The following is a 21048-nucleotide window of genomic DNA, read 5'->3' on the forward strand; positions in this document are numbered from 1 at the left end:
CATTCGTGCGATCACGGCGGGGGCGGGAGACAGGATCACGGCGGGGACTCCTGGCCGGGGCGGAGGGGGGTGGCGGACGGTGCGGGGACGGAGCGCTGCGTCAGATGGCGCAGGGAGCGGTCCCGGACCATGAGGGCGGCCCGTTTGGCGGGCAGCTCGACCTCGGCCGAGAAGCGGAAGCCGGCGTTGAGGAAGGCGGTGACGGAGGCGGTGTTGCGCAGGTCGGGTTCCGCGACGACGCGCGTCGAGGCGGGCCTTCGGGCAAGGGCGAGGTCGGCGACCGCTCCGAGCAGGACGCTGCCCAGGCCCCTCCCCCGGTCGCCGGCGGCGCCGATGAGGACGTGGATCCCGGTGTCGTGGGGCCGGGCCGGGTAGTGGCGGGCCAAGGGGTCGAGGTCCGCGCGGTAGACCTCCCAGTAGCTCATCGGCGTACCGTCCAGGACGCCGACGCACGGAACTCCGTGTCCGTCCCCGGCGAGCTGGGCCCGCAGGTGGCGGGCGGTCACGGCCGGCGGTCCGGAGAGTTCCCAGTACGCGGCGACGGCCGGGTCGTTCATCCACCGCGACAGGAGGGGCAGGTCCCGTTCGACCCGGACGGGGACGAGCCGGAACAGGCCCGCGGGAGTGCGGACCGGGCCCCAGTCGTCGATGTGGTCGGAGCTCACGCGTGCAGGGGGTTGGCGATGGTGACGTAGACGGACTGGGTGTCGACCGGGCCGACGAGCTCGTCGAGTCCGTGCAGCCGGGTCAGCAGGTTCGCCTTGCAGCGCAGGACGGGCGAGTCCAGCAGATGGGCGGGCAGCGTGCTGCGCGTCCGGGCCGGTCCGGCGGACACTTCGGTGAGGAACCGGCGGAGGGCGGCGAGCAGCAGCCGTTCGTCGGCCAGGCGCTGGGAGCCGAAGGCGCCGATGAGACCGAGGACGTTGTTGACGCCCACGTAGTAGGCGAAGCGTTCGTCGGTGACCTCGTCGGAGACGAAGGTGTCGCTGTGCTCGCCGATGCCGGGCAGCCGGGCGTCGAGTTCCGCGCGTCGCGACGCGCGGAAGTAGTAGCCCTGGTTGTCCCGGTGGCGTCCGCCCGCGGGCCATCCGTCGGCGTCCAGGAGCAGCAGGGTGTTCTGCTGGTGCGCCTCGAGGGCGATGCCGGCCTCTCCGTCCAGCCACAGCACGGGCCGCACCACGTGTTCCAGGTACCGCAGGAACCACTCGGCGGCGACGGCCCCGGGCGGCCGCCCCGTGCGGGCGGCGAGGCGGGTGACGATCTCGGCCAGCCGGGACGCCGTACGGCCACCGGGACGGGGCCGCGGCGAGAGCAGCCCGGCGACGCAGGCGACGTCGTCGTGCGGCCGGAACGGGTTGTGCCGGATCACCGCGTCGAGTCCGGGCACGGGGTCGCCGGCCGGTGTGTCCACGGCGATCCAGGCCGGGTCCCGGACGATGTCGAAGCCGGGGTGCGCGGCCCGCCACCGCTGGGACAGTCCGGTGCGCAGCAGACGGTGGACCTCGACCCCCCGGTGGAGTTCCTTGCGGAGGTTCTCCCGGCGGGAGTTGGTGATGCGCAGGCCCAGCGACAGCTTGAGCATGGCCGGGGCGCCGGTCCGGTGGACGGTGCGTACGGAGGAGGTGGGGTGCCAGGGGGCGCCGTGGCCGCCGAGGTCACGGAGCAGTCCGGCCTCCAGCAGGGCGCTGACGTCGGGGCGGTGGTGGACCTGGCGCAGTTGCCAGGGGTGCACGGGGAGGGCCGCGTAGCCGTCGGGCAGCGGCAGCCCGGGGCCCGCGAGACGCGCGGTGAGACGGGCCGCGGCGACGGGGCGTCCACGCTCGGTCCACGCGGAGTCGGTGGCGAGCAGGGACGGGGCGACAGCCATCCAGTGCAGCGGGAAGCAGCCGCGCACCTCGGGCGAGTACCGCTGGGCCTCGGCGTCGGAGAGGCCCTCGCGGCTCTTCGGGTCCGGGTGCAGCGGATGGCCGAGGACGAGGGACTGCTCGGCGGCGAGGAAGAGGTCGGGATGGTCGGCCGTGTTCGCCCGCCGGTCGCTGAGGAAGGCGGTGACACGCCGTACGGAGTCGGCGACGCGCGCGACCAGGTCGGTGCCGTCGCCCGCCGGCGGACGTGCCGGTTCCGGGAGGCCGGCGTCCTCCCTGCCGAGGAGGGCGGCGAGCAGGCCGGCGTCGGCCGGCGGGGCGGAGGCCGGGGCGTCGGCCAGGCGGGGAGGTCCGAAGCGGTGCCAGCCGGTCGGGGACCAGTGGAGAACGGGGACGAGCAGGGACGTGCCGCTGGCCGGCAGGGGGAGGCGCAGGGTGTCACCCTCCGGAGCGGACGGGCGGGTCTCGCGTACCCAGCAGCGCAGGAGGTTCTCCGTGGCCGCCGCCTGGGCCGCCCGGTGCGGGTCGGGGTGGTCCAGGGGGCTCGTGCCGGTGCTTCCGGACCACTCGGTGGGGGACGGGGTCCTCTCCTGGTGGGGAACCACGGGGTTCGTGCGGTCGGCCGGTGCGGGGGTCGTGTGCAAGGCGGGTCCTCGGGAAATGGTGCGGTGACGGGAGCGGGGTTGCGTGCCGTCAGCCCGTCCGTACGGGGCGGCGGCCGGAGGGCGGGGCTCCCCGCGGGCGGTCGCGGGCCGCCGTGTGTGGGGGGCGTCCGCGTGCGGGCGGCGGACCCCCACCGCTACCAACCGTGGACCACCCACCGGGTTACGGGTCGCTCCGGGATCCCCGGCCCCCCGGTCCGGCAACCCGGGGACCGCCGGCCTCGGAACGGGTCGCTCCGGGATCCCCGGCCCCCTGGTCCGGCAACCCGGTTCCCACCGCCCTCACATCGGCGTATCTCCGGACGATCGGCCAGGTCAGGCGGCTTGTAGCCGAACCGTTGCCGTTCCGTCGGACGTCCCCCGCAGCGAGCGCATAGTGTGTGGTGCCGTTCCCGAAGGCCGTGGGAGCGCCCCCGAACTCCGCGCGGGCCGGGGCGGGATCACGGCCGAAGCACCAAGTCCGTTCGTTCCAGGGGGAGTCAGATCATGCGATCCATACGGCCGTCGTCCACCGCTCGCCGAGGGGGGCGGGCACGCCGGACCTCCCCCGTCCTGGCCGCTGTCGCACTCGCCTCGGCGCTCGCCCTCACCGCCACCGCCTGCGGTTCGGGGGACACCGACGCCGACGCCGAGGGCTCCACGACGGCCGCTGCCGACGACGGCAAGCTCAAGATCCCGGACGACATCAAGGACCGGCTCAAGGAGCACGGGATCGACGTCGACAAGTGGAGGAACGGCGCCTGGAAGGACTGGAGCAAGGACGACTGGCTCCGCGAGGCCAACGACTTCATCAACCCGATCATCGAGGACCTGTGGGACCCGGACCGCATGCGGGACGCCGAGGAACCGGACCAGGAGGTCGACGAGAGCGACATCTCCGGTGACCAGGGCGTGACGGACCCGACTCCGGAGCCGGTGCGGGCGGAGGCCGTCGCGCCGTCGTACCACGCCAACGCCCCCACGGCGGGCAAGGTGTTCTTCGACTCGCCCGAGGGCACGATGGTCTGCTCGGCCACGGTGGTGCAGGACCCGGCCAACCCGGGCAAGTCCAACATGGTGTGGACGGCGGGCCATTGTGTGCACGCGGGCAAGAAGGGCGGCTGGTACCGCAACATCGCCTTCGTGCCGTCGTACAACGATGCGGGCAGGTCGGCGAAGGAGCTGGAGACCGCCACGAAGGAGGAGATCGCTCCGCACGGCGTCTGGTGGGGCGACTGGGCGCAGACCTCGGACCAGTGGATCGAGCAGGGCGGTTCCACGGGCGGGGACGGCGCCTCGTACGACTTCGCGGTCATCCATGTGACGCCGGAGAAGGGCAGTGGCGGCAAGTCGCTGGAGGAGACGGTCGGTTCGGCCCTCCCGGTGGACTTCGGCGCTCCCGCGGTGCCGGAGGTGGAGGAGATCACGGCGATCGGTTACCCGGCCGCCCCGCCGTACGACGGCCAGACGCTGTACCGCTGCCAGGACGAGCCCGGTCGGCTGTCGCTCAGCGCGTCGGACCCGACGATGTACCGCATCGGGTGCAGCATGACCGCCGGTTCGTCCGGCGGCGGCTGGGTCGCGACGGGTTCGGACGGGAAGCCGGCGCTGGTGTCCAACACCTCCATCGGCCCGGTGACGTCGGGCTGGCTGGCCGGTCCGCGGCTGGGCGACGAGGCCAGGGGCGTGTACGACGCGGTCAGCGAGAAGTTCGCCGGCCGGTGACCGGCACGTCCGGTCCCGCGTGCCGCCGCGCGCGGGACCGGACGGGTGACGGCACCCGGCGCCGGAGCCCGGGCCGAGCACGCACGCGCGGCGGCGCATCCGTTCGCTTTCACGGCGGTCGTCGCACCATGGGGTCCACACCTGCGTCCGCGCCGTTCGGGCGTGGCCGTCGCACCGTCCTCACCGCCGCCGGACTCGTCGCCGTCCCGGCGCTCACCGCGACCACCTGCGGCGGTTCCGGGAAGGGACGAGGCGGACGGCAAGCCCGGCGCCACCGCCTCCCGGGCCGCCGACGGCGACGGCGGCGAGGTGAAGATCCCGTCCGACACCTCGATCGGTCCGATGGACAACACCTGGCCGGCGGGCCCACGGCTCGGCGAGGACGCCGAGGCGCTGTACCGGAACATGAGCGAGACCTACGGCGGCCGGTGATCCGCGCATGACGAGGGCCCGCCCCCTGCCGTGAGCAGGGGGCGGGCCTTCACTCTGCCGTGAGCGGCTCAGCCGGCCGGGGCGGGAACGTACGGCGTGAGTTCCGCCGCCAGCTCCTCGTGCACCCGCACCTTGAGCAGGGTGCCCTCCGGGGTGTGCTCCTCGGAGATCACCTCACCCTCGTCATGGGCGCGGGCGACCAGCTTGCCGTGGGTGTAGGGCACGAGCGCCTCGATCTCCACGGACGGGCGGGGCAGCTCGCTGTCGATCAGCGCCAGCAGCTCCGGGATGCCCCGGCCGGTGCGGGCCGAGACCGCGATGGAGCGCTTCTCCACCCGCAGCAGCCGCTGGAGCGTCAGCGGATCGGCCGCGTCGGCCTTGTTGATCACCACGATCTCGGGTACGTCGGTGGCGCCGACGTCCCTGATCACCTCGCGCACGGCGGCCAGCTGCTCCTCCGGGACCGGGTGCGAACCGTCCACCACGTGCAGGATCAGGTCGGCGTCGCCGACCTCCTCCATCGTGGAGCGGAACGCCTCGACCAGGTGGTGCGGCAGGTGCCGGACGAAGCCGACCGTGTCGGCCAGTGTGTACAGCCGCCCGCTCGGGGTCTCGGCCCGGCGCACGGTCGGGTCGAGGGTCGCGAACAGGGCGTTCTCGACCAGCACGCCCGCGCCCGTGAGGCGGTTGAGCAGCGAGGACTTGCCGGCGTTGGTGTAGCCCGCGATGGCCACGGACGGCACCTTGTGGCGCTTGCGCTCCTGGCGCTTGATCTCGCGGCCGGTCTTCATCTCCGCGATCTCCCGGCGCATCTTCGCCATCTTCTCGCGGATCCGACGCCGGTCCGTCTCGATCTTGGTCTCACCGGGACCACGGGTGGCGAGGCCGCCGCCCTTGCCGCCGCCCATCTGACGGGACAGCGACTGACCCCAGCCGCGCAGCCGCGGCAGCATGTACTGCATCTGCGCGAGCGCGACCTGCGCCTTGCCCTCTCGGGACTTGGCGTGCTGGGCGAAGATGTCGAGGATCAGGGCCGTGCGGTCGATGACCTTGACCTTGACGACGTCCTCGAGGTGGATGAGCTGGCCGGGGCTGAGCTCACCGTCGCAGATGACGGTGTCCGCGCCCGTGTCGAGCACGATGTCGCGCAGTTCCTCGGCCTTGCCGGAGCCGATGTAGGTGGCGGCGTCGGGCTTGTCGCGGCGCTGGATCACGCCGTCGAGCACGAGGGCGCCCGCCGTCTCCGCGAGGGCGGCGAGCTCCGCCAGGGAGTTCTCCGCGTCCTGCACGGTTCCCGAGGTCCACACCCCGACGAGCACGACCCGCTCCAGGCGGAGCTGCCGGTACTCGACCTCGGTGACGTCCTCGAGCTCGGTGGAGAGGCCGGCGACACGGCGCAGGGCCGCGCGCTCGGAGCGGTCGAACTGGTCGCCGTCCCGCTCTCCGTCGATGTCGAGGCTCCAGGCGACGTCCTCTTCCATCAGGGCATCGGCCCGAAGACCCTCGGGATGGGTGTGCGCGAGGCGCTTGGTGTCCTGGGAAGGGGAAGAAGAGGAGGTCATTGGGTCCTTACGTCGTCGGTGAACCTTCTGCGGCGACGGAGCCGGTCCGCGGGACCCTCCGTCACTGTCCACAACGTCCGGGACGTCCGGGAGATTCCCGGCTCCCGTGCTGTGCGGACCTGACGATGGTCGCACGGTACGGCTCGTCTCGTCACCGTGTTATTCCCGGCTTCCGCCCGGTCGATGCGCGGGGGCGACCGGCCGCCGGGCGGGCGGCGCGGACCGGGCCGCGGACGTCCATTCCGGGTGGCCCGGCATCGGCGGGGTCGTGGCTCCGTACAGCCAGGGGCGCAGGAAGCCGGTCAGGTCGCGTCCGGCGACGTGGGACGCCAGCCGGACGAAGTCGGAGGTGGAGGCGGTTCCGTTGCGGTGGCGGGTGACCCAGTCGCGTTCCAGGCGCTCGAAGGCGGCGCGGCCGATCTCCTCGCGCAGGGCGTACAGGACGAGCGCGGCGCCGGAGTAGACGTTCGGCCGGAAGATGCCGATCTTCCGGCCCGGCTCCGGGGGCTTCGGCGCGGCGGGGGGTCCGCCGGCCGCTCGCCAGCCGTCGGACGCCTCGTAGGCGGCCTTCATCCGGGCCTCGAGGGTTCTGCCGCCCCGCTCCTCGGCGTACAGCGCCTCGTACCAGGTGGCGTGGCCCTCGTTGAGCCACAGGTCGGACCAGGTGCGGGGGCCGACGCTGTTGCCGAACCACTGGTGGGCCAGCTCGTGCACCATGATCGACTCGACGTACCAGGCGGGGAGGGCCGGATCGGTGAACAGGTCCCGTTCGAAGAGGGAGAGGGTCTGGGTCTCCAGCGCGAAGCCGGTGGACGCGTCGGCGAGGAGCAGGCCGTAGGTCTCGAACGGGTAGCGGCCCACCCGCTCCTCCATCCAGGAGATCTGGGCGGGGGTCTTCGCCGTCCACGGTTCGAGCTCCGCGCGGTGCGCGGTGGGCACGACGTCCCGCAGGGGCAGCCCGTGCGGGCCGGTGCGGCGCAGGACGGTGGAACGGCCGAGGGAGACCTGGGCGAGTTCGGTGGCCATGGGGTGGCGGGTCCGGTACGTCCAGGTGGCGGCCCCGCGCGTGCGGTCGACGCCGGCGGGCAGCCCGTTCGCGACGGCCGTGTGGCCGTCGGGGGCGGTGATCCGGAAGGTGAACAGCGCCTTGTCCGAGGGGTGGTCGTTGCACGGGAACACCAGGTGGGCGGCGTCGGCCTGGTTGGCCATGGCGAGGCCGTCCGCGGTGCGCACCCAGCCGCCCTCGCGGCCCTCGGCGGCCACGGGGTCGCTGGTGTGCCGGATGGTGATCCTGGTCCGCTCGCCCTCGTCCAGGCCGTCCTCGGGCGTGATCACCAGGTCCTCTCCGGCACCCGTGAAGCCGGCCGGACCGCCGTCGACCTCGACGGAGCGGACCGTGCCGTGCGCGAAGTCGAGGTTGATCCGGTCCAGGTCGGCGGTGAGACGGGCGTCGATCGTGGTGACGGCTTCGAGCGGCCGGTCGTTGCGGCCGGGGTAGTCGAGGGCGATGTCGTACGCCAGCACGTCGTATCCGGGGTTGCCGAGGTGCGGGAAGAGCCGGTCACCGATGCCGAGCGGGACGGCGGGGGCGCTCGCGGCGAGCAGGCAGACGGAGCCGGCGGAGGCGAGCAGCGCCGTGGCCGTCCGGCGGTGACGTGTGCGACCGGTCCCGGTGCGGAGGGTTCGTCTGTGGGGGATGAGCAGCATTCCCCACGGCTATCAGCGCGCGCGTGTGCCGCGGTGACGGCGCGCTTCCGGCCCACCCGATCGGGTAATCACACCGCCGCTCGGACGCTCCGCGCTCCGGTCAGGCGCCGGGGGCCTGCGGCTGGGCCCGGCTCACGTCGTACACGCCGGCCACCTCGCGCATCGCGCGCATGAGGGCGGGCAGGTGGGCGGCGTCCGGCAGCTGCACGGTGTAGGTGTGCCGCACCTGCTGCCGGTCCGGGGGTTCGACGGTCGCGGAGACGATCTCGGCGCCTTCGAGGGCCATGGCCTCGGTGAGGTCCGCGAGCAGATGCGGGCGGACGAAGGACTCCGCGACCAGCGTGACCCGGCACTCGGCGCCCTCCCCCCAGCGCACGCCGACCTCCGCGCGCCCCGCGCTCCTCATGCGCGCCACCACGGCGCACCCGGTCCGGTGCACGGTGACCGCTCCCCCGCGCACGGCGAAGCCGGTCACCTCGTCGGGCGGTACGGGCGTACAGCAGCCGGCGAGCCGTACGGTCGCGCCGGCCCGGTCGGCCAGGACCTGGGCGGCGGTGGGACGGCCGGGGGCCGGAGCGGCCGGGGCCGGTGACGGCGCGGGGTCGTCGGCGAGCGGCCGGGCGACCTCCTCCGGTTCGGTCCCGGGCGCCTCGTCCGGTGCGGGGTGGGCGGTCAGCCACCGCTGGATGGCGATCCGCGCGGCGGGGGTGTGGGCGTGCTCCAGCCACTCCCGGGAGGGCTCGGAGGCCGCGTCCTGGCCCATCAGCAACTGAACGGTGTCGCCGTCCTTGAGGACGGTGCTCAGGGTCGCCAGCCGGCCGTTGACCCGGGCCCCGATGCAGGCATGGGCGTCCTCGCCGTACTGCGCGTAGGCGGCGTCCACACAGGTCGCCCCCTCGGGCAGGCCCAGGGTGCCCCCGTCGGGGCGGAAGACGGTGATCTCACGGTCCTGGGCGAGGTCCTCGCGCAGGGTGGACCAGAAGGTGTCGGGGTCGGGCGCGGCCCGCTGCCATTCCAGCAGCCGGGAGAGCCAGCCGGGCCGGGTGGGGTCGACGCGTTCGCCGTCGCTCGCGGACTGCTCCTCCGGCGGTGCGGCGTAGGGGTTGCCGAGGGCGACGACCCCGGCCTCGGCGACCTTGTGCATCTGGTGGGTGCGGATGAGGACCTCGACGACCTGTCCGTCCGCACCGGCCACGGCGGTGTGCAGCGACTGGTACAGGTTGAACTTCGGTACGGCGATGAAGTCCTTGAACTCCGAGACCACGGGCGTCATGCAGGTGTGCAGCTCGCCCAGGACGCCGTAGCAGTCGGCGTCCTCGTTCACCAGCACCAGCAGCCGGCCGAAGTCGGCGCCGCGCAGTGCCCCGCGTCTGCGGGACACGCGGTGCACGGAGACGAAGTGGCGCGGACGGATGAGGACTTCGGCGGTGATGTCGGCCTCGCGGAGCACCTTGCGCACGTCGTCGGCGACGTCGGCGAGCGGGTCGTCCGCGCGGGCGGCGTTGCGGACGATCAGCTCGCGCGTGTGCTCGTACTCCTCGGGGTGGAGGATCGCGAAGACCAGGTCCTCCAGTTCCGTCTTGAGCGCCTGGACGCCGAGCCGTTCGGCGAGCGGGATCAGGACGTCACGTGTCACCTTGGCGATGCGTTCCTGTTTCTCGGGGCGCATCACGCCGAGGGTGCGCATGTTGTGCAGCCGGTCGGCGAGTTTGATCGACATCACACGGACGTCGTTGCCGGTGGCGACGAGCATCTTGCGGAAGGTCTCGGGCTCGGCGGCGGCGCCGTAGTCGACCTTCTCCAGCTTGGTGACGCCGTCGACGAGATAGCGGACCTCCTCGCCGAACTGCTCGCCCACCTGATCCAGCGTCACCTCCGTGTCCTCGACGGTGTCGTGGAGCAGGGAGGCGGTCAACGTCGTGGTCTCGGCGCCGAGTTCGGCGAGGATCAGGGTCACCGCGAGCGGGTGCGTGATGTACGGCTCACCGCTCTTGCGCATCTGGCCGCGGTGGGAGGACTCGGCCAGGAGGTAGGCGCGGCGCAGGGGTTCGAGGTCGGCGTCGGGGTGGTGGGCGCGGTGGGCGTCGACCACGTGTCCGATGGCGTCGGGGAGCCGGTCGCGGGCGGCGGGGCCGAGCAGCGCGGCACGGCCCAGTCGGCGCAGGTCGAGCCGGGGGCGGGCCTTCCTGCGCGACCCCGCGGGCGTGACGTGACCAGATGTCACAGGGCCTGGGGTCGCAGGATTCGCGGCCTCCGCGTTCATGGGCACCTCCGGCTGCGTGGACCGGCGGACGACGCGCCCCAGGGCGGACTCGGGCTCAGGGAACGGCGTTCGCCCCCCGTCCGGGCCGGTGCTTGATGCTACCGAGCCGGACCCCCTCGGACCGACCGCCTCCGGCCGAGCGTGAAACGGATCACCCCTTCGAGCGAAGGTCGACCAGGGGCTTTTTCACGCCACCGGGCCGGGGGTTCTCCATGATCTTGAAGGCGAGCACCCTTCCGGCCCTGCGGATGCGCCCGCCAGCCAGGCAGGAGGCTGTCATACCGAGCCGACGCCCCGGTCAGCGCAGGGCGTTCTCCAGCCACTCGGGCTCGATCACGCCCTCGGCGACGATCACCGCCGGACCGGTCATCTCGATCTCGCCGTCGGGCCGTTCGGTGATCACGAGGGTGCCGCCGGGCACGTCCACGGTGTACGTCACCGGGGTGCCGGTGACGCTCGGGTCGGCGCCGTCGCGGCGGGCGGCGGCCACGGCGACCGCGCACGCGCCCGTGCCGCAGGAGCGGGTCTCGCCGGATCCGCGTTCGTGCACCCGCAGCGCCACGTGCCGCGGGCCGCGGTCGGCGACGAACTCCACGTTCACGCCGTCCGGGTAGGCGGATGCCGGGCCGAACGGGGGCGGGGTGAGGAGATCGCCCGCGTGGGCGAGGTCGTCCACGAAGGCCACGGCGTGCGGGTTGCCCATGTTCACGTTCCGCGCCGGCCAGCTGCGCCCGCCGACGCTCACGGTGACGTCGCCCTCGGGGAGCAGCGCCCGGCCCATGCCGACGGTGATGTCACCGTCCTTGGCGATGTGCACGGTCTTCACGCCCCCGCGCGTGGCGACCGCGATGTCGCCCTCGGACACGTGCCCGGCGCGCTGGAGGTAGCGCGCGAACACCCGCACTCCGTTGCCGCACATCTCCGCGATCGAGCCGTCGCCGTTGCGGTAGTCCATGAACCACTCGGCCCGCGCCGCCATGGCCCGCGCCTCGGGGTGCGCCGCGGACCGCACCACGTGCAGCAGTCCGTCGCCGCCGATGCCCGCGCGGCGGTCGCACAGGGCGGCGACGGCGGCCGGGGCCAGGTCGATGGCGTTCTCGGGGTCCGGGACGATCACGAAGTCGTTCTCCGTGCCGTGCCCCTTGAGGAAGGCGATCCGCGTGCTCATCCCTCGATCGTAAGGGGTGCCCCTGACAGCACGCCGCCGCCGGTGGACCGGTACGCGCGGGGAGGCGTCAGCGGAGCCGCGCCACCCGCCAGACCGCCAGGGCCACCACCGCGGCGACCATCACGGCGTAGGCGGTCACGACCCGCCAGTCGGGTCTGCGCCCGGAGCCCCGGGGCGGCAGGCCCGGCCAGGTGGAGCCCACCCTGCGGGCGGCCATCATGCCCCAGCCGGCCGCGCAGGAGCAGATCAGCAGCCCCAGCATGGCGATCACTGCGCCGCTGTCGCCGAAGTCGAAGGCGAGCGGGAAGGCGAACATCAGGGAGCCGAGCGCGGCCAGCCCGACGATGGGCGCGAGCTGCCAGATGCGCAGCCGGCGCTGCGGGCGCAGCTCGACCTCGACCTCGTCACCGCCCGCGAACATCTCGTCCGGCTCGGGGCCGTCGTCGGTCACGCCGCCCTGCGTCTCGTCCGGTCCGTCCGGACTGAGGCGGTCGGTCGTCTCCTGCTCCGGTGCACCCCGCTCGGTGGTGAGGTGTTCGGTGCCGTGTGCGGTGTCACGAGGGCCGGCCTCCATCGCCACGCGCCCTCCCAACTAGGACTCCACTTGGTCGATCGAAGCTCGATGATGGCACGGCGTCACAGGCCCGGATGACGGCCTGGGCGTCCCGATGCCATGACGTGATCAGGCTGTAACCGGTCGTTCGACCAACGACAACGCGAGCCGCGGAAGTTCCGTCAGGTCCGCCGCGGCCCCACTCAACCAGTGCACCCGGGGATCGCGCCTGAACCATGAATCCTGACGGCGCGCGAAGCGCTTGGTGGCACGGACCGTCTCGGACCGCGCCTCCTCCAGGGTGCACTCCCCGGCGAGCGCCGCGAGCACCTGCTGGTAGCCGAGCGCGCGCGACGCCGTACGCCCCTGGCGCAACCCCTGCGCCTGGAGTGCGCGCACTTCCTCCACCAGGCCGGCATCCCACATCCGGTCGACCCGGCGGGCGATCCGCTCGTCCAGCTCGGGGCGGGCCACGTCGACGCCGATCTGGAGGGTGTCGTAGACCGAGTCGTGCCCCGGGAGGTTGGCCGTGAAAGGTCTTCCGGTGATCTCGATGACCTCGAGCGCGCGGACGATGCGGCGGCCGTTGCTCGGCAGGATCGCCCGCGCGGCCTCGGGGTCCGCCACGACGAGGCGGGCGTGCAGCGCCCCCGGGCCGCGCAGCGTGAGCTCCTCCTCCAGACGGGCCCTCACCCCGGGGTCGGTGCCCGGGAACTCCAGGTTGTCGACGGCGCCGCGGACGTAGAGGCCGGAACCGCCGACGAGGACGGGCCAGCGCCCCTCGGCGAGCAGCGCGTCGATCCGCTCCCGGGCCAGCCGCTGGTACTCGGCGACGGACGCGGTGACGGTGACGTCCCAGATGTCGAGCAGGTGGTGCGGGACGCCGCCGCGCTCCTCGGGCGTCAGCTTGGCGGTGCCGATGTCCATCCCCCGGTAGAGCTGCATGGAGTCGGCGTTGACGACTTCGCCGCCGAGCCGCTGGGCCAGGAATACCCCCAGATCGGACTTTCCGGCCGCAGTGGGGCCGACGACGGCGATGACGCGGGGGGCGAGGGGTGCGCTGCTCACCGATCCAGTCTCGCAAACCTTCCGTCCGGCTCTCGAACGGGTTACGTGACGCGACGGCCGCCGGTTCGTTGCCCGTTGCGAGGTTCCTGCCGCCGGATCACAGGGGCGGCGGCCCGGGTCACACGAACGGACGCACCGGGCAACGCGGGATTTCGCCCGCACGAGTAACGTATGGAGTGGATATGGGCGTTTTTGCACGGCTTTTTCGGAGGTCGAAGGCCACGGAGGAGACGCGGACCGCCGAGGCCCGGTCCGGCGAAGCGGCCGCCGGGGCCGACCCGGAGAGTGCGGCCGGGGCCGCGGAGCCGAAGGGGCCGGCCGAGGCGCCGGAGGCCGCCGGGCCGGCGGAGAAGGAGGCCGACGAGGTCACCGGCACCGACACCGTCGAGATCCCGAAGCAGCAGTCCGCCGAGGCGGCCGGCAGCGAGACCGGTGAGGGCGCCCGCACGTAGACGGCCGCGAGGGAAGGTGCATCATGGGGCTCCTGGACAATCTGAAGGCCAGGCTCGGCCCGGCCAAGGACAAGGTCTCCGACCTCGCGCACCAGCACGAGGACAGGATCCAGCACGGCCTGGACAGGGCCGCGCGAACCGTCGACGAGCGGACCAAGGGCAAGTACAGCGACCGGATCCAGACGGGTACGGGCAAGGCCAAGGGCGCCGTGGACCGACTCGCGCACCGGCACGACCCCGGCGCGGGCGGCACGACCACGCCGCCGGCCGGGTCGCCGCCCGCTTCCTGAGCGGCACGCCGGCGGACGGCCGCGGAGCACACCGAGGGCTCCCGGCCGTCCGCCGCGTTCTCCCGGCGGTGGCCGCCTACGCCCAGGTGGCCACGAGGTAGCCGACCCCGTAGGGGGCGTCCTCGTAGAGCAGCGTGCCCTCCAGGTCCGGGTTCCCGGCCGCCGCGCCGGCGAGTACCTGCCAGGGGGCCCGGCCGGACACCTTCAGCTCGCGCGCCAGTCCGGTGTCCAGCGCACGCAGGGCCCCGGTGTCGGCCGCGCCCAACGCGCGCGCGAGTTCCGCGTCGAAGGGGGCCGCGCGACCGTCGAGGTAGCCGGGCGCCTTGAGCGTGCGGCACGCGCTGGCGTCGCCCATCACCAGCAGCGCGACCCGCTCCGCCCGGCCGGCGACGGCCGCTCCCTCCTCGGCGCACCGCTCGGCCGCGAGGGAATCCCCCACGGCCAGGCCCTCCACGGGGGCGTCCGCCCATCCGGTGCGGCCCAGCAGCCAGGCGCCCACGGCCAGCCCGTACGGGAGTTCCCGCCCGGCCGGCACGCCCCTGTCCGGTCCCAGCCGTACGTCCAGGCCGACGCCGAAGCCCCGGAAGGATCCCGAGGCGCCCTCCGGGTAGGTCTCGGGCCCGGCACCGTTCCCCGGCCCGACGACCACGAGCAGATCGGGCCGGGCGGCGGCGAGCACGCCCAGCGCGTCCGTGCACGCGGCCCGCGCGGTGTCCAGCTCGGGGGCGGCCCCTGTGGCGATCTCCGGCACGAGCAGCGGCGGGCACGGGCAGACTGCGGCGGCGACAAGCATGATCGACAGCCTACTGCGGCGGCCCGCGGCGGTACCGCCGCCGCACGGACCGTCCGGAACCCGGACGGGCTCCGCGCGGCGGTACCGCCGCGGGCGGCACGGGACCGGTCCGGTCAGTCGACGGCGCAGCCCCCGGTGACCACCGGCAGCGGCTCGGGCACGCCCACCTTGGGCAGGCCGAGCAGCACGCCCGCGGGTCGCGCCGCCTTCTCGGCGTTCCGCTTCTCCCAGGCGTCCCCCGCTCGGGTGCGGCGCACGCCGAGCACCGCGCCCTCGGCGAGGAGGTGGTGCGGGGCGGCGTAGGTGATCCCGACGGTGACCACGTCGCCGGGACGCACCTCCTGCTCCGGCTTGGTGAAGTGCACCAGGCGGTTGTCGGGGGCGCGGCCGGAGAGGCGGTGGGTGGTGCCGTCCTTGCGGCCCTCGCCCTCGGCGACCATCAGCTCCAGGGTGCGGCCGACCTGCTTCTTGTTCTCCTCCCAGGAGATCTCCTCCTGGAGGGCGACCAGCCGCTCGTAGCGCTCCTGGACGACCTTCTTGGGGATCTGGCCGTCCATCTCGGCGGCCGGGGTGCCGGGACGCTTGGAGTACTGGAAGGTGAACGCCTGCGCGAAGCGGGCCTCGCGGACGACGTGCAGGGTCTGCTCGAAGTCCTCCTCGGTCTCCCCGGGGAAGCCCACGATGATGTCGGTGCTGATCGCCGCGTGCGGGATGGCGGCACGGACCTTCTCGATGATGCCGAGGTAGCGCTCCTGACGGTAGGAGCGGCGCATCGCCTTCAGCACCGGGTCGGAGCCGGACTGCAGGGGCATGTGCAGCTGCGGCATGACGTTCGGCGTCTCGGCCATGGCGGCGATGACGTCGTCGGTGAAGTCGCGCGGGTGCGGCGAGGTGAAGCGGACGCGCTCCAGGCCGTCGATGGTGCCGCAGGCGCGCAGCAGCTTGCTGAACGCCTCGCGGTCGCCGATGTCGGACCCGTACGCGTTGACGTTCTGGCCGAGCAGGGTGATCTCGGAGACGCCCTCGGCGACCAGGGCCTCGATCTCGGCGAGGATGTCGCCGGGGCGGCGGTCCTTCTCCTTGCCGCGCAGCGCGGGGACGATGCAGAAGGTACAGGTGTTGTTGCAGCCGACGGAGATCGAGACCCAGGCCGCGTAGGCGCTCTCGCGCCGGGTCGGCAGCGTGGAGGGGAACGCCTCCAGCGACTCGGCGATCTCGACCTGCGCCTCCTCCTGCACGCGGGCGCGCTCCAGGAGGACGGGCAGCTTGCCGATGTTGTGCGTGCCGAAGACGACGTCGACCCAGGGCGCCCGCTTCACGATGGTGTCGCGGTCCTTCTGCGCGAGGCAGCCGCCGACCGCGATCTGCATGCCGGGACGGCTCGCCTTCTTCGGGGCGAGGTGGCCGAGATTGCCGTACAGCTTGTTGTCGGCGTTCTCCCGGACGGCGCAGGTGTTGAAGACGACGACGTCCGCGTCGCCGTCGGAGCCCTCGGGGGCGCGGACGTAGCCCGCGTCCTCCAGCAGCCCGGACAATCGCTCGGAGTCGTGGACGTTCATCTGGCACCCGTAGGTGCGTACTTCATAGGTGCGCGTACCGCCCACTGACTGGCTCCGGTCGATGCTGCTCATGCCCATAAGGGTAGGCGGTGCCGCGGACAGCCTCCGTCGTGCGGACGACTTCCCGCCGGGCGACTTCCTGGCCTGGCCGGATGCGGAAGGGGGCCGGGAGCCGGAGCGGTTCGCGCTCCTGCGGGGCGGGGCCCCGGGCGGCACACACGCACGGGACGCCGCTCAGGATTCCCCCCGCGGCACCCACCCCTGCCGCCGCAGCACCGCCGGCACGTCCGGCGCCTCGTAGTGCTCCCCCTTGAGCACCTTGCCGTCGGCTCGACGACTGACCTGCCCGTCGGGCCCCAGCTTCGTCATGTTGGAACGGTGGATCTCGGCGATCACCGCGTCGAGGTCGATCCCGTGGACCAGCGCCGTCCCGTACGCGACGTACACCACGTCGGCCAGCTCGTGCGCCAGCCGGTCGAGCGGCCCCGTCACCGACACCTCGGCAACCTCCTGAGCCTCCTCGGCGAGCAGCTCACCGCGGTGCGCGGCGAGCTCCGGCGCGACCTCGGACGGTGTGTCCCGGACGTCCAGCCCGAAGGCACGGTGGAAGTCACGGACCAGATCGGCGGGCGAAGAACTCATGCCGCGACTGTAGCGGCCGCCGCCGGCGCACCCGCTGTGAGCTCCGCCCTGGTCAGCGGGCACCCCGGCTGGCAGGATCGCGCGCATGTCCCATGTGCTGTCCCGGATCGGCAGGCGACGGGCCCTGCGGGGCGCGACCGCCGGTGTCGTGGTGCTCGGACTCCTGCTGTGGTGGCTGGCGCCCTGGGAGGAGGAGCCGCCGGGCGGGGCGATCACGCTGAGCACGGGCACCCACGCGGGGGTCTACCAGAAGTACGGCGTGCTCCTGCGCAGCTCTCTCGGCAAGCACATGCCCGACCTCGACGTACACCTGAAGACGAGTGCCGGATCGCAGGAGAACGTGCGGCGCGTGGCCACCGGGGAGGCCGACTTCGCGATCGCCGCGGCCGACGCGGTGGAGACGTACCGGCTGAGCGGCCGGCCGGGCGCCGACCGGCTGCGCGGGGTGGCGCGCCTGTACGACGACTACGTGCAGCTCGCCGTCGCACCCGACTCGGGCATCCGCTCCGTCGCGGACCTGCGGGGCAAGCGGGTCGCCATAGGACCGCCCAAATCGGGCGTCCGGCTCATCGCCGACCGGCTGCTCCGGGCGGCCGGCATCGACCCGGAGACGGACATCAGGCCCTCCCCCGACGGCATCGACACCGGCCCGGAGCGGCTCGGACGCGGTCTGGACGCCTTCTTCTGGTCGGGCGGACTGCCCACGGACGGCCTGAAGACGCTCGCCGAGCAGTCCGCGCTGCGGTTCGTGCCGATCGGCGCCGACCTCGTCTCCGAGCTGCACGAGGAGGGCGGCGCCACGCGTTACTACCGCGCCACCAACATGCCGGAGTCGGCCTACCCGGGCAGCCAGCTCGGCTCGGCCGTCCCGACGATGGCGGTGTCCAACCTCCTGATCACCCGGGCGGACGCCGACCCCCGCCTCACCGAGTGGCTGACCCGCATCGTGCTCAAGAGCCGCGACGGCATCGGCGCGCACGTCCACTCCGCGCAGCTGGTCGACGTACGCACCGCGATCTACACCGACCCGCTGCGGCTGCACGAGGGCGCCCGCCGGTACTACCGGTCCGTCAAGCCCTGATCCGTCGCCCCGCCCGCGGGGGCGTTCCTCGGCACCGTCACGGTCACCCGCAGCCCGTGCGGCTCGTGACGCTCGTACGCGATCGAGCCGCCGCCCGCCGCGAGCAGCGCCCGGGAGATGGACAGGCCCAGGCCCGAGCCCTTGATGTTCTGGTGTCGGCCGCTGCGCCAGAAGCGGTCGCCGACGCGGGTCAGCTCCTCCTCGGTCAGACCCGGACCGTTGTCGGTGACGACGACGGTGGACATGTCGCCGTTGGAGGCGACGGTGACCTCGACGGTCTCGTCCTCGGGCGTGAACTTCACCGCGTTGTCGATGACCGCGTCCAGGGCGCTGGACAGCGCCACGGGGTCGGCCCACGCGGTGGTCGGCGGACAGGTGCCGGTGAGGCGGACCCCCTTGGCCTCGGCGGTGGGCGACCAGGCCGCCACGCGTTCGGCGGCCAGGGCTCCGATGTCGGCGACCTGGAGGTTGGCCTCGCTGTGCTCGGCGAGCGCCAGGTCGAGCAGGTCGTCCAGGACCTGCGCCAGGCGCTTGCCCTCGGCCTGCACGGAGGCGATCTCCTCGTTGTCCTCGGGCAGCTCCAGGGCGAGCAGCTCGATGCGCAGCAGCAGCGCCGAGAGCGGATTGCGCAGCTGGTGCGAGGCGTCGGCGACGAAGGCGCGCTGCTGCTCCAGCACGCTCTCGACGTTGTCGGCCATCTCGTTGAACGACCGGGCGAGCCGTCTGAGCTCCGGCGGTCCGCCGGCCGCCGCGACCCGGGACTTCAGCCGTCCGGTGGCGATGTCGTGGGTGGTGGCGTCCAGGATGCGCACGGGCTTGAGCACCCAGCCGGTCAGCCGCAGGGCCGCGCCGACCGCGAGCAGCATCGCGGCCCCCTCGCCCGCGGCGATGACCAGCCAGCCCCGGAGGATGCGGGAGCGCATCTGTCCGGTCGGCGAGTCGGTGACCACGACCGCGACGACGTCGCCGTCCCGGATGACCGGCGAGGCCACCACCAGGCTGCTCCGCTGCCACGGCCACACCTGCTCGGGGTCGTGGCTGCGGCGGCTGAGCAACGCCTCCTCGAAGGCGTCGCGCACCTCGCCCGTGCGGGGCAGGAACCAGTCGTCCGGCGCGTGCGCCATGGGCGAGTCGTTGCGGTAGAAGACGCCCGCGCGGATGCCGTAGACCGTGTGGTAGCTGCGGAGCTCGCTGCGGAGCGTCTCGCGGCGCTCGTTGATGTCCGTGCCGACCGGGTCGGTGGGTTCGGTGACGAACTGGGCGAGGGCCGCGAAGCGCGCGGTGTCGTCGATCCGGTCGACGACGACCCGCTGCTGCTCCGCGCCTGCCAGGCTGACGGCCAGCGGGATGCCGAGGGCGAGCAGGACGGCCGCCATCAGGACGATGAGCAGCGGAAGCAGACGCGTGTGCACCAGGCCCCGCTACGCGGCGGGCGCGACGAGCCGGTAGCCGACGCCGCGCACGGTCTCGATGAGGGCGGGCATGCGGAGCTTGGCGCGCAGGGAGGCGACGTGCACCTCCAGCGTGCGCCCGGTCCCCTCCCAGCTGGTGCGCCACACCTCGCTGATGATCTGTTCCCGGCGGAAGACGACTCCTGGCCGCTGGGCGAGCAGGGCGAGCAGATCGAACTCCTTGCGGGTCAGGGGGACGACCGCACCGTGGACGCTGACCTGGCGGGTCGGCAGCTCGATGCGGACCGGGCCGATCCGCAGCTCGGTCTCCGCGGCGCCCATGGCCTCCTCGTGGACGGTGCGCCGGCTGACCGCGTGGATCCGCGCGAGCAGCTCCCCCGTGTCGTACGGCTTGACCACGTAGTCGTCGGCGCCGAGATTGAGGCCGTGGATGCGCGAACGCACGTCGGACCGCGCGGTGACCATGATCACCGGCGTGCTGGTGCGCTTGCGGATCTTGCCGCAGACCTCGTAGCCGTCCTGGTCGGGCAGCCCCAGGTCGAGCAGGACGACACCGAAGCCGTTGCCCTCGGGGACGAGCGCCTGGAGCGCCTCCTCGCCGCTGCGCGCGTGGGTGACGTCGAACCCGTGCCGCGCCAGGACCGCCGACAGGGCGGCGGCGACGTGGTTGTCGTCCTCGACGAGAAGCAGTCTCACCAGGGCCCCCTTCGGTTCATCGGCCGTACGCTCTCCATGTGTACAAAAAACGCGCGCACGCGTGCGTGCACCTTGCAGTGACGCCGATGGACGAGGACGGCGTCAAGGGGGTTCCGGTTGCTCTTTCGTACCGTTACCCGGCTGAAATCACCCCTGCTCACAAGTGCTACGACAGGTGTCCGATTGCTATCGGATCGTGATGCTCAGATTCCCCTCAGATGTAATGACGCAGGTCTGACGGGTTACTACTGTCCTCCGAAACCGAGGAGGACGGAGCCTGAGAGCGATGACCGAAGTATCGGTGGCCAAGGAAGATGTGGCCGCGACCGGCGATCTGGTCGTCCTGAAGAGCGTCAACAAGCACTTCGGCGCGTTGCACGTACTCCAGGACATCGACCTGACGATCGCCCGCGGCGAAGTCGTCGTGGTCATCGGACCCTCCGGGTCCGGGAAGTCCACCCTGTGCCGCACCATCAACCGTCTGGAGACGATCGACTCCGGTTCGATCACCATCGACGGCAAGGCCCTGCCCCACGAGGGCAAGGAGCTCGCCCGGCTGCGGGCCGACGTGGGCATGGTCTTCCAGTCCTTCAACCTCTTCGCGCACAAGACCGTGCTCGAGAACGTGACGCTGGGCCAGGTCAAGGTCCGTAAGAAGGACAAGAAGGCGGCCGAGGAGCGGGCCCGTGCCCTGCTCGACCGGGTCGGTGTGGGCGCGCAGGCCGAGAAGTACCCCGCACAGCTCTCCGGTGGCCAGCAGCAGCGTGTCGCCATCGCCCGGGCCCTGGCGATGGAACCCAAGGTCATGCTCTTCGACGAGCCGACGTCGGCTCTCGACCCGGAGATGATCAACGAGGTGCTGGAGGTCATGCAGCAGCTCGCCCGGGACGGCATGACCATGATCGTCGTCACCCATGAGATGGGATTCGCCCGTTCGGCGGCCAATCGTGTGGTGTTCATGGCAGACGGTCGCATCGTCGAACAGGCTTCGCCGGACCAGTTCTTCAGCAACCCGCGCAGCGACCGCGCCAAGGACTTCCTGTCGAAGATCCTTCACCACTGAGGCGCAGCCCGCGCCCCGACGACCTGCGTCACCGGACACCGCCCGGGCCGCATCACTTCACCAGAGTCAAAGGATG

The 21048-nt window shown here is 72.8% G+C and carries 19 protein-coding genes; 6 read left to right on the forward strand and 13 right to left on the reverse strand.

Annotated elements, in window-relative coordinates:
- Positions 1 to 35 precede the first annotated feature (35 nt).
- Positions 36 to 767 (reverse strand): GNAT family N-acetyltransferase, encoded by a 732-nt coding sequence (locus tag ACFY3N_RS23950; RefSeq protein ID WP_390818790.1) that lies wholly within the window; start codon positions 765 to 767, stop codon positions 36 to 38.
- Entirely contained in the window at positions 662 to 2509 is a 1848-nt protein-coding gene (locus ACFY3N_RS23955; protein WP_390818743.1) for an IucA/IucC family protein, read from the reverse strand. Before ACFY3N_RS23955 ends, ACFY3N_RS23950 begins: the two co-directional genes overlap by 106 nt.
- 504 nt (positions 2510 to 3013) lie before the next feature.
- Between ACFY3N_RS23955 and ACFY3N_RS23960 the strand changes: the two genes are divergently transcribed.
- On the forward strand, positions 3014 to 4231 hold the full coding sequence (locus ACFY3N_RS23960; protein WP_390818744.1) for a trypsin-like serine peptidase: 1218 nt from the start codon (positions 3014 to 3016) through the stop codon (positions 4229 to 4231).
- A 162-nt stretch (positions 4232 to 4393) separates the two neighbouring features.
- Positions 4394 to 4663 carry a hypothetical protein gene (locus tag ACFY3N_RS23965; protein ID WP_390818745.1) on the forward strand — a complete coding sequence of 90 codons (270 nt, stop codon included), beginning with the start codon at positions 4394 to 4396 and terminating at the stop codon, positions 4661 to 4663.
- Positions 4664 to 4731: 68 nt separating this feature from the next.
- Here ACFY3N_RS23965 and hflX read toward each other — a convergent pair whose 3' ends face one another.
- From hflX to miaA, 6 genes are all read right to left on the reverse strand, one after another.
- Positions 4732 to 6225, reverse strand: a complete 1494-nt coding sequence (gene hflX / locus ACFY3N_RS23970) for a GTPase HflX (protein WP_390818746.1) — start codon at positions 6223 to 6225, stop codon at positions 4732 to 4734.
- Positions 6226 to 6384: 159 nt separating this feature from the next.
- Positions 6385 to 7932: a M1 family metallopeptidase gene (locus ACFY3N_RS23975; protein WP_390818747.1), complete on the reverse strand. Its 1548-nt coding sequence runs from the start codon at positions 7930 to 7932 to the stop codon at positions 6385 to 6387.
- Positions 7933 to 8032: 100 nt separating this feature from the next.
- Complete coding sequence (locus ACFY3N_RS23980; RefSeq protein ID WP_390818748.1) at positions 8033 to 10195, reverse strand: RelA/SpoT family protein; 2163 nt, start codon at positions 10193 to 10195, stop codon at positions 8033 to 8035.
- A gap of 298 nt (positions 10196 to 10493) precedes the next feature.
- Positions 10494 to 11363 (reverse strand): diaminopimelate epimerase, encoded by an 870-nt coding sequence (dapF, locus tag ACFY3N_RS23985; protein ID WP_390818749.1) that lies wholly within the window; start codon positions 11361 to 11363, stop codon positions 10494 to 10496.
- Between the two features lie 67 nt (positions 11364 to 11430).
- Positions 11431 to 11937, reverse strand: coding sequence for a hypothetical protein (locus ACFY3N_RS23990; protein ID WP_390818791.1), 507 nt, complete (start codon positions 11935 to 11937; stop codon positions 11431 to 11433).
- A gap of 108 nt (positions 11938 to 12045) precedes the next feature.
- Positions 12046 to 12984, reverse strand: coding sequence for a tRNA (adenosine(37)-N6)-dimethylallyltransferase MiaA (miaA, locus tag ACFY3N_RS23995; protein WP_390818750.1), 939 nt, complete (start codon positions 12982 to 12984; stop codon positions 12046 to 12048).
- 182 nt (positions 12985 to 13166) lie between these two features.
- On the opposite strand from miaA, the gene ACFY3N_RS24000 reads away from it, so the two are divergent.
- Together ACFY3N_RS24000 and ACFY3N_RS24005 are read left to right on the forward strand one after the other, a co-directional pair.
- Positions 13167 to 13436 carry a hypothetical protein gene (locus tag ACFY3N_RS24000; RefSeq protein WP_390818751.1) on the forward strand — a complete coding sequence of 90 codons (270 nt, stop codon included), beginning with the start codon at positions 13167 to 13169 and terminating at the stop codon, positions 13434 to 13436.
- Between the two features lie 23 nt (positions 13437 to 13459).
- The gene (locus ACFY3N_RS24005) at positions 13460 to 13726 is read left to right on the forward strand and encodes an antitoxin (protein WP_390818752.1); all 267 of its coding nucleotides are present in this window, start codon (positions 13460 to 13462) and stop codon (positions 13724 to 13726) included.
- A 76-nt stretch (positions 13727 to 13802) separates the two neighbouring features.
- Here the strand turns inward: ACFY3N_RS24005 and ACFY3N_RS24010 are convergent, their stop codons facing one another.
- The 3 genes from ACFY3N_RS24010 to ACFY3N_RS24020 all read right to left on the reverse strand — a co-directional run bounded on the left by ACFY3N_RS24010 (position 13803) and on the right by ACFY3N_RS24020 (position 16720).
- Complete coding sequence (locus ACFY3N_RS24010; protein ID WP_390818753.1) at positions 13803 to 14519, reverse strand: class III extradiol dioxygenase subunit B-like domain-containing protein; 717 nt, start codon at positions 14517 to 14519, stop codon at positions 13803 to 13805.
- 113 nt (positions 14520 to 14632) lie between these two features.
- Positions 14633 to 16150 (reverse strand): tRNA (N6-isopentenyl adenosine(37)-C2)-methylthiotransferase MiaB, encoded by a 1518-nt coding sequence (miaB, locus tag ACFY3N_RS24015; protein ID WP_390818754.1) that lies wholly within the window; start codon positions 16148 to 16150, stop codon positions 14633 to 14635.
- Positions 16151 to 16312: 162 nt separating this feature from the next.
- Complete coding sequence (locus ACFY3N_RS24020; RefSeq protein ID WP_390818755.1) at positions 16313 to 16720, reverse strand: MazG nucleotide pyrophosphohydrolase domain-containing protein; 408 nt, start codon at positions 16718 to 16720, stop codon at positions 16313 to 16315.
- 85 nt (positions 16721 to 16805) lie between these two features.
- On the opposite strand from ACFY3N_RS24020, the gene ACFY3N_RS24025 reads away from it, so the two are divergent.
- Positions 16806 to 17801 (forward strand): TAXI family TRAP transporter solute-binding subunit, encoded by a 996-nt coding sequence (locus tag ACFY3N_RS24025; RefSeq protein WP_390818756.1) that lies wholly within the window; start codon positions 16806 to 16808, stop codon positions 17799 to 17801.
- Here ACFY3N_RS24025 and ACFY3N_RS24030 read toward each other — a convergent pair.
- Both ACFY3N_RS24030 and ACFY3N_RS24035 read right to left on the reverse strand, forming a co-directional pair.
- Positions 17780 to 19213, reverse strand: coding sequence for a sensor histidine kinase (locus tag ACFY3N_RS24030; protein WP_390818757.1), 1434 nt, complete (start codon positions 19211 to 19213; stop codon positions 17780 to 17782). The genes ACFY3N_RS24025 and ACFY3N_RS24030 overlap by 22 nt on opposite strands.
- Positions 19214 to 19222: 9 nt before the next feature.
- A complete protein-coding gene (locus ACFY3N_RS24035) occupies positions 19223 to 19909 on the reverse strand; it encodes a response regulator transcription factor (protein ID WP_390818758.1) in 687 nt (228 codons plus the stop codon).
- Between the two features lie 286 nt (positions 19910 to 20195).
- Between ACFY3N_RS24035 and ACFY3N_RS24040 the strand changes: the two genes are divergently transcribed.
- On the forward strand, positions 20196 to 20972 hold the full coding sequence (locus ACFY3N_RS24040) for an amino acid ABC transporter ATP-binding protein (RefSeq protein ID WP_390818759.1): 777 nt from the start codon (positions 20196 to 20198) through the stop codon (positions 20970 to 20972).
- Positions 20973 to 21048: the final 76 nt, after the last annotated feature.

It is taken from the genome of Streptomyces sp. NPDC000348, from assembly GCF_042898795.1.
In the GTDB taxonomy this organism is placed as follows: domain Bacteria; phylum Actinomycetota; class Actinomycetes; order Streptomycetales; family Streptomycetaceae; genus Streptomyces.

Coding starts and splice junctions, on each gene's coding strand:
- ACFY3N_RS23990 (WP_390818791.1), bottom strand. CDS start 11,937: ATGGAGGCCGGCCCTCGTGACACCGCACACGGCACCGAACACCTCACC.
- ACFY3N_RS23960 (WP_390818744.1), top strand. CDS start 3,014: ATGCGATCCATACGGCCGTCGTCCACCGCTCGCCGAGGGGGGCGGGCA.
- miaB (WP_390818754.1), bottom strand. CDS start 16,150: ATGAGCAGCATCGACCGGAGCCAGTCAGTGGGCGGTACGCGCACCTAT.
- hflX (WP_390818746.1), bottom strand. CDS start 6,225: ATGACCTCCTCTTCTTCCCCTTCCCAGGACACCAAGCGCCTCGCGCAC.
- ACFY3N_RS24000 (WP_390818751.1), top strand. CDS start 13,167: ATGGGCGTTTTTGCACGGCTTTTTCGGAGGTCGAAGGCCACGGAGGAG.
- ACFY3N_RS24010 (WP_390818753.1), bottom strand. CDS start 14,519: ATGCTTGTCGCCGCCGCAGTCTGCCCGTGCCCGCCGCTGCTCGTGCCG.
- ACFY3N_RS23980 (WP_390818748.1), bottom strand. CDS start 10,195: ATGAACGCGGAGGCCGCGAATCCTGCGACCCCAGGCCCTGTGACATCT.
- ACFY3N_RS23975 (WP_390818747.1), bottom strand. CDS start 7,932: ATGCTGCTCATCCCCCACAGACGAACCCTCCGCACCGGGACCGGTCGC.
- ACFY3N_RS24040 (WP_390818759.1), top strand. CDS start 20,196: ATGACCGAAGTATCGGTGGCCAAGGAAGATGTGGCCGCGACCGGCGAT.
- ACFY3N_RS24020 (WP_390818755.1), bottom strand. CDS start 16,720: ATGAGTTCTTCGCCCGCCGATCTGGTCCGTGACTTCCACCGTGCCTTC.
- ACFY3N_RS24005 (WP_390818752.1), top strand. CDS start 13,460: ATGGGGCTCCTGGACAATCTGAAGGCCAGGCTCGGCCCGGCCAAGGAC.
- ACFY3N_RS24025 (WP_390818756.1), top strand. CDS start 16,806: ATGTCCCATGTGCTGTCCCGGATCGGCAGGCGACGGGCCCTGCGGGGC.
- dapF (WP_390818749.1), bottom strand. CDS start 11,363: ATGAGCACGCGGATCGCCTTCCTCAAGGGGCACGGCACGGAGAACGAC.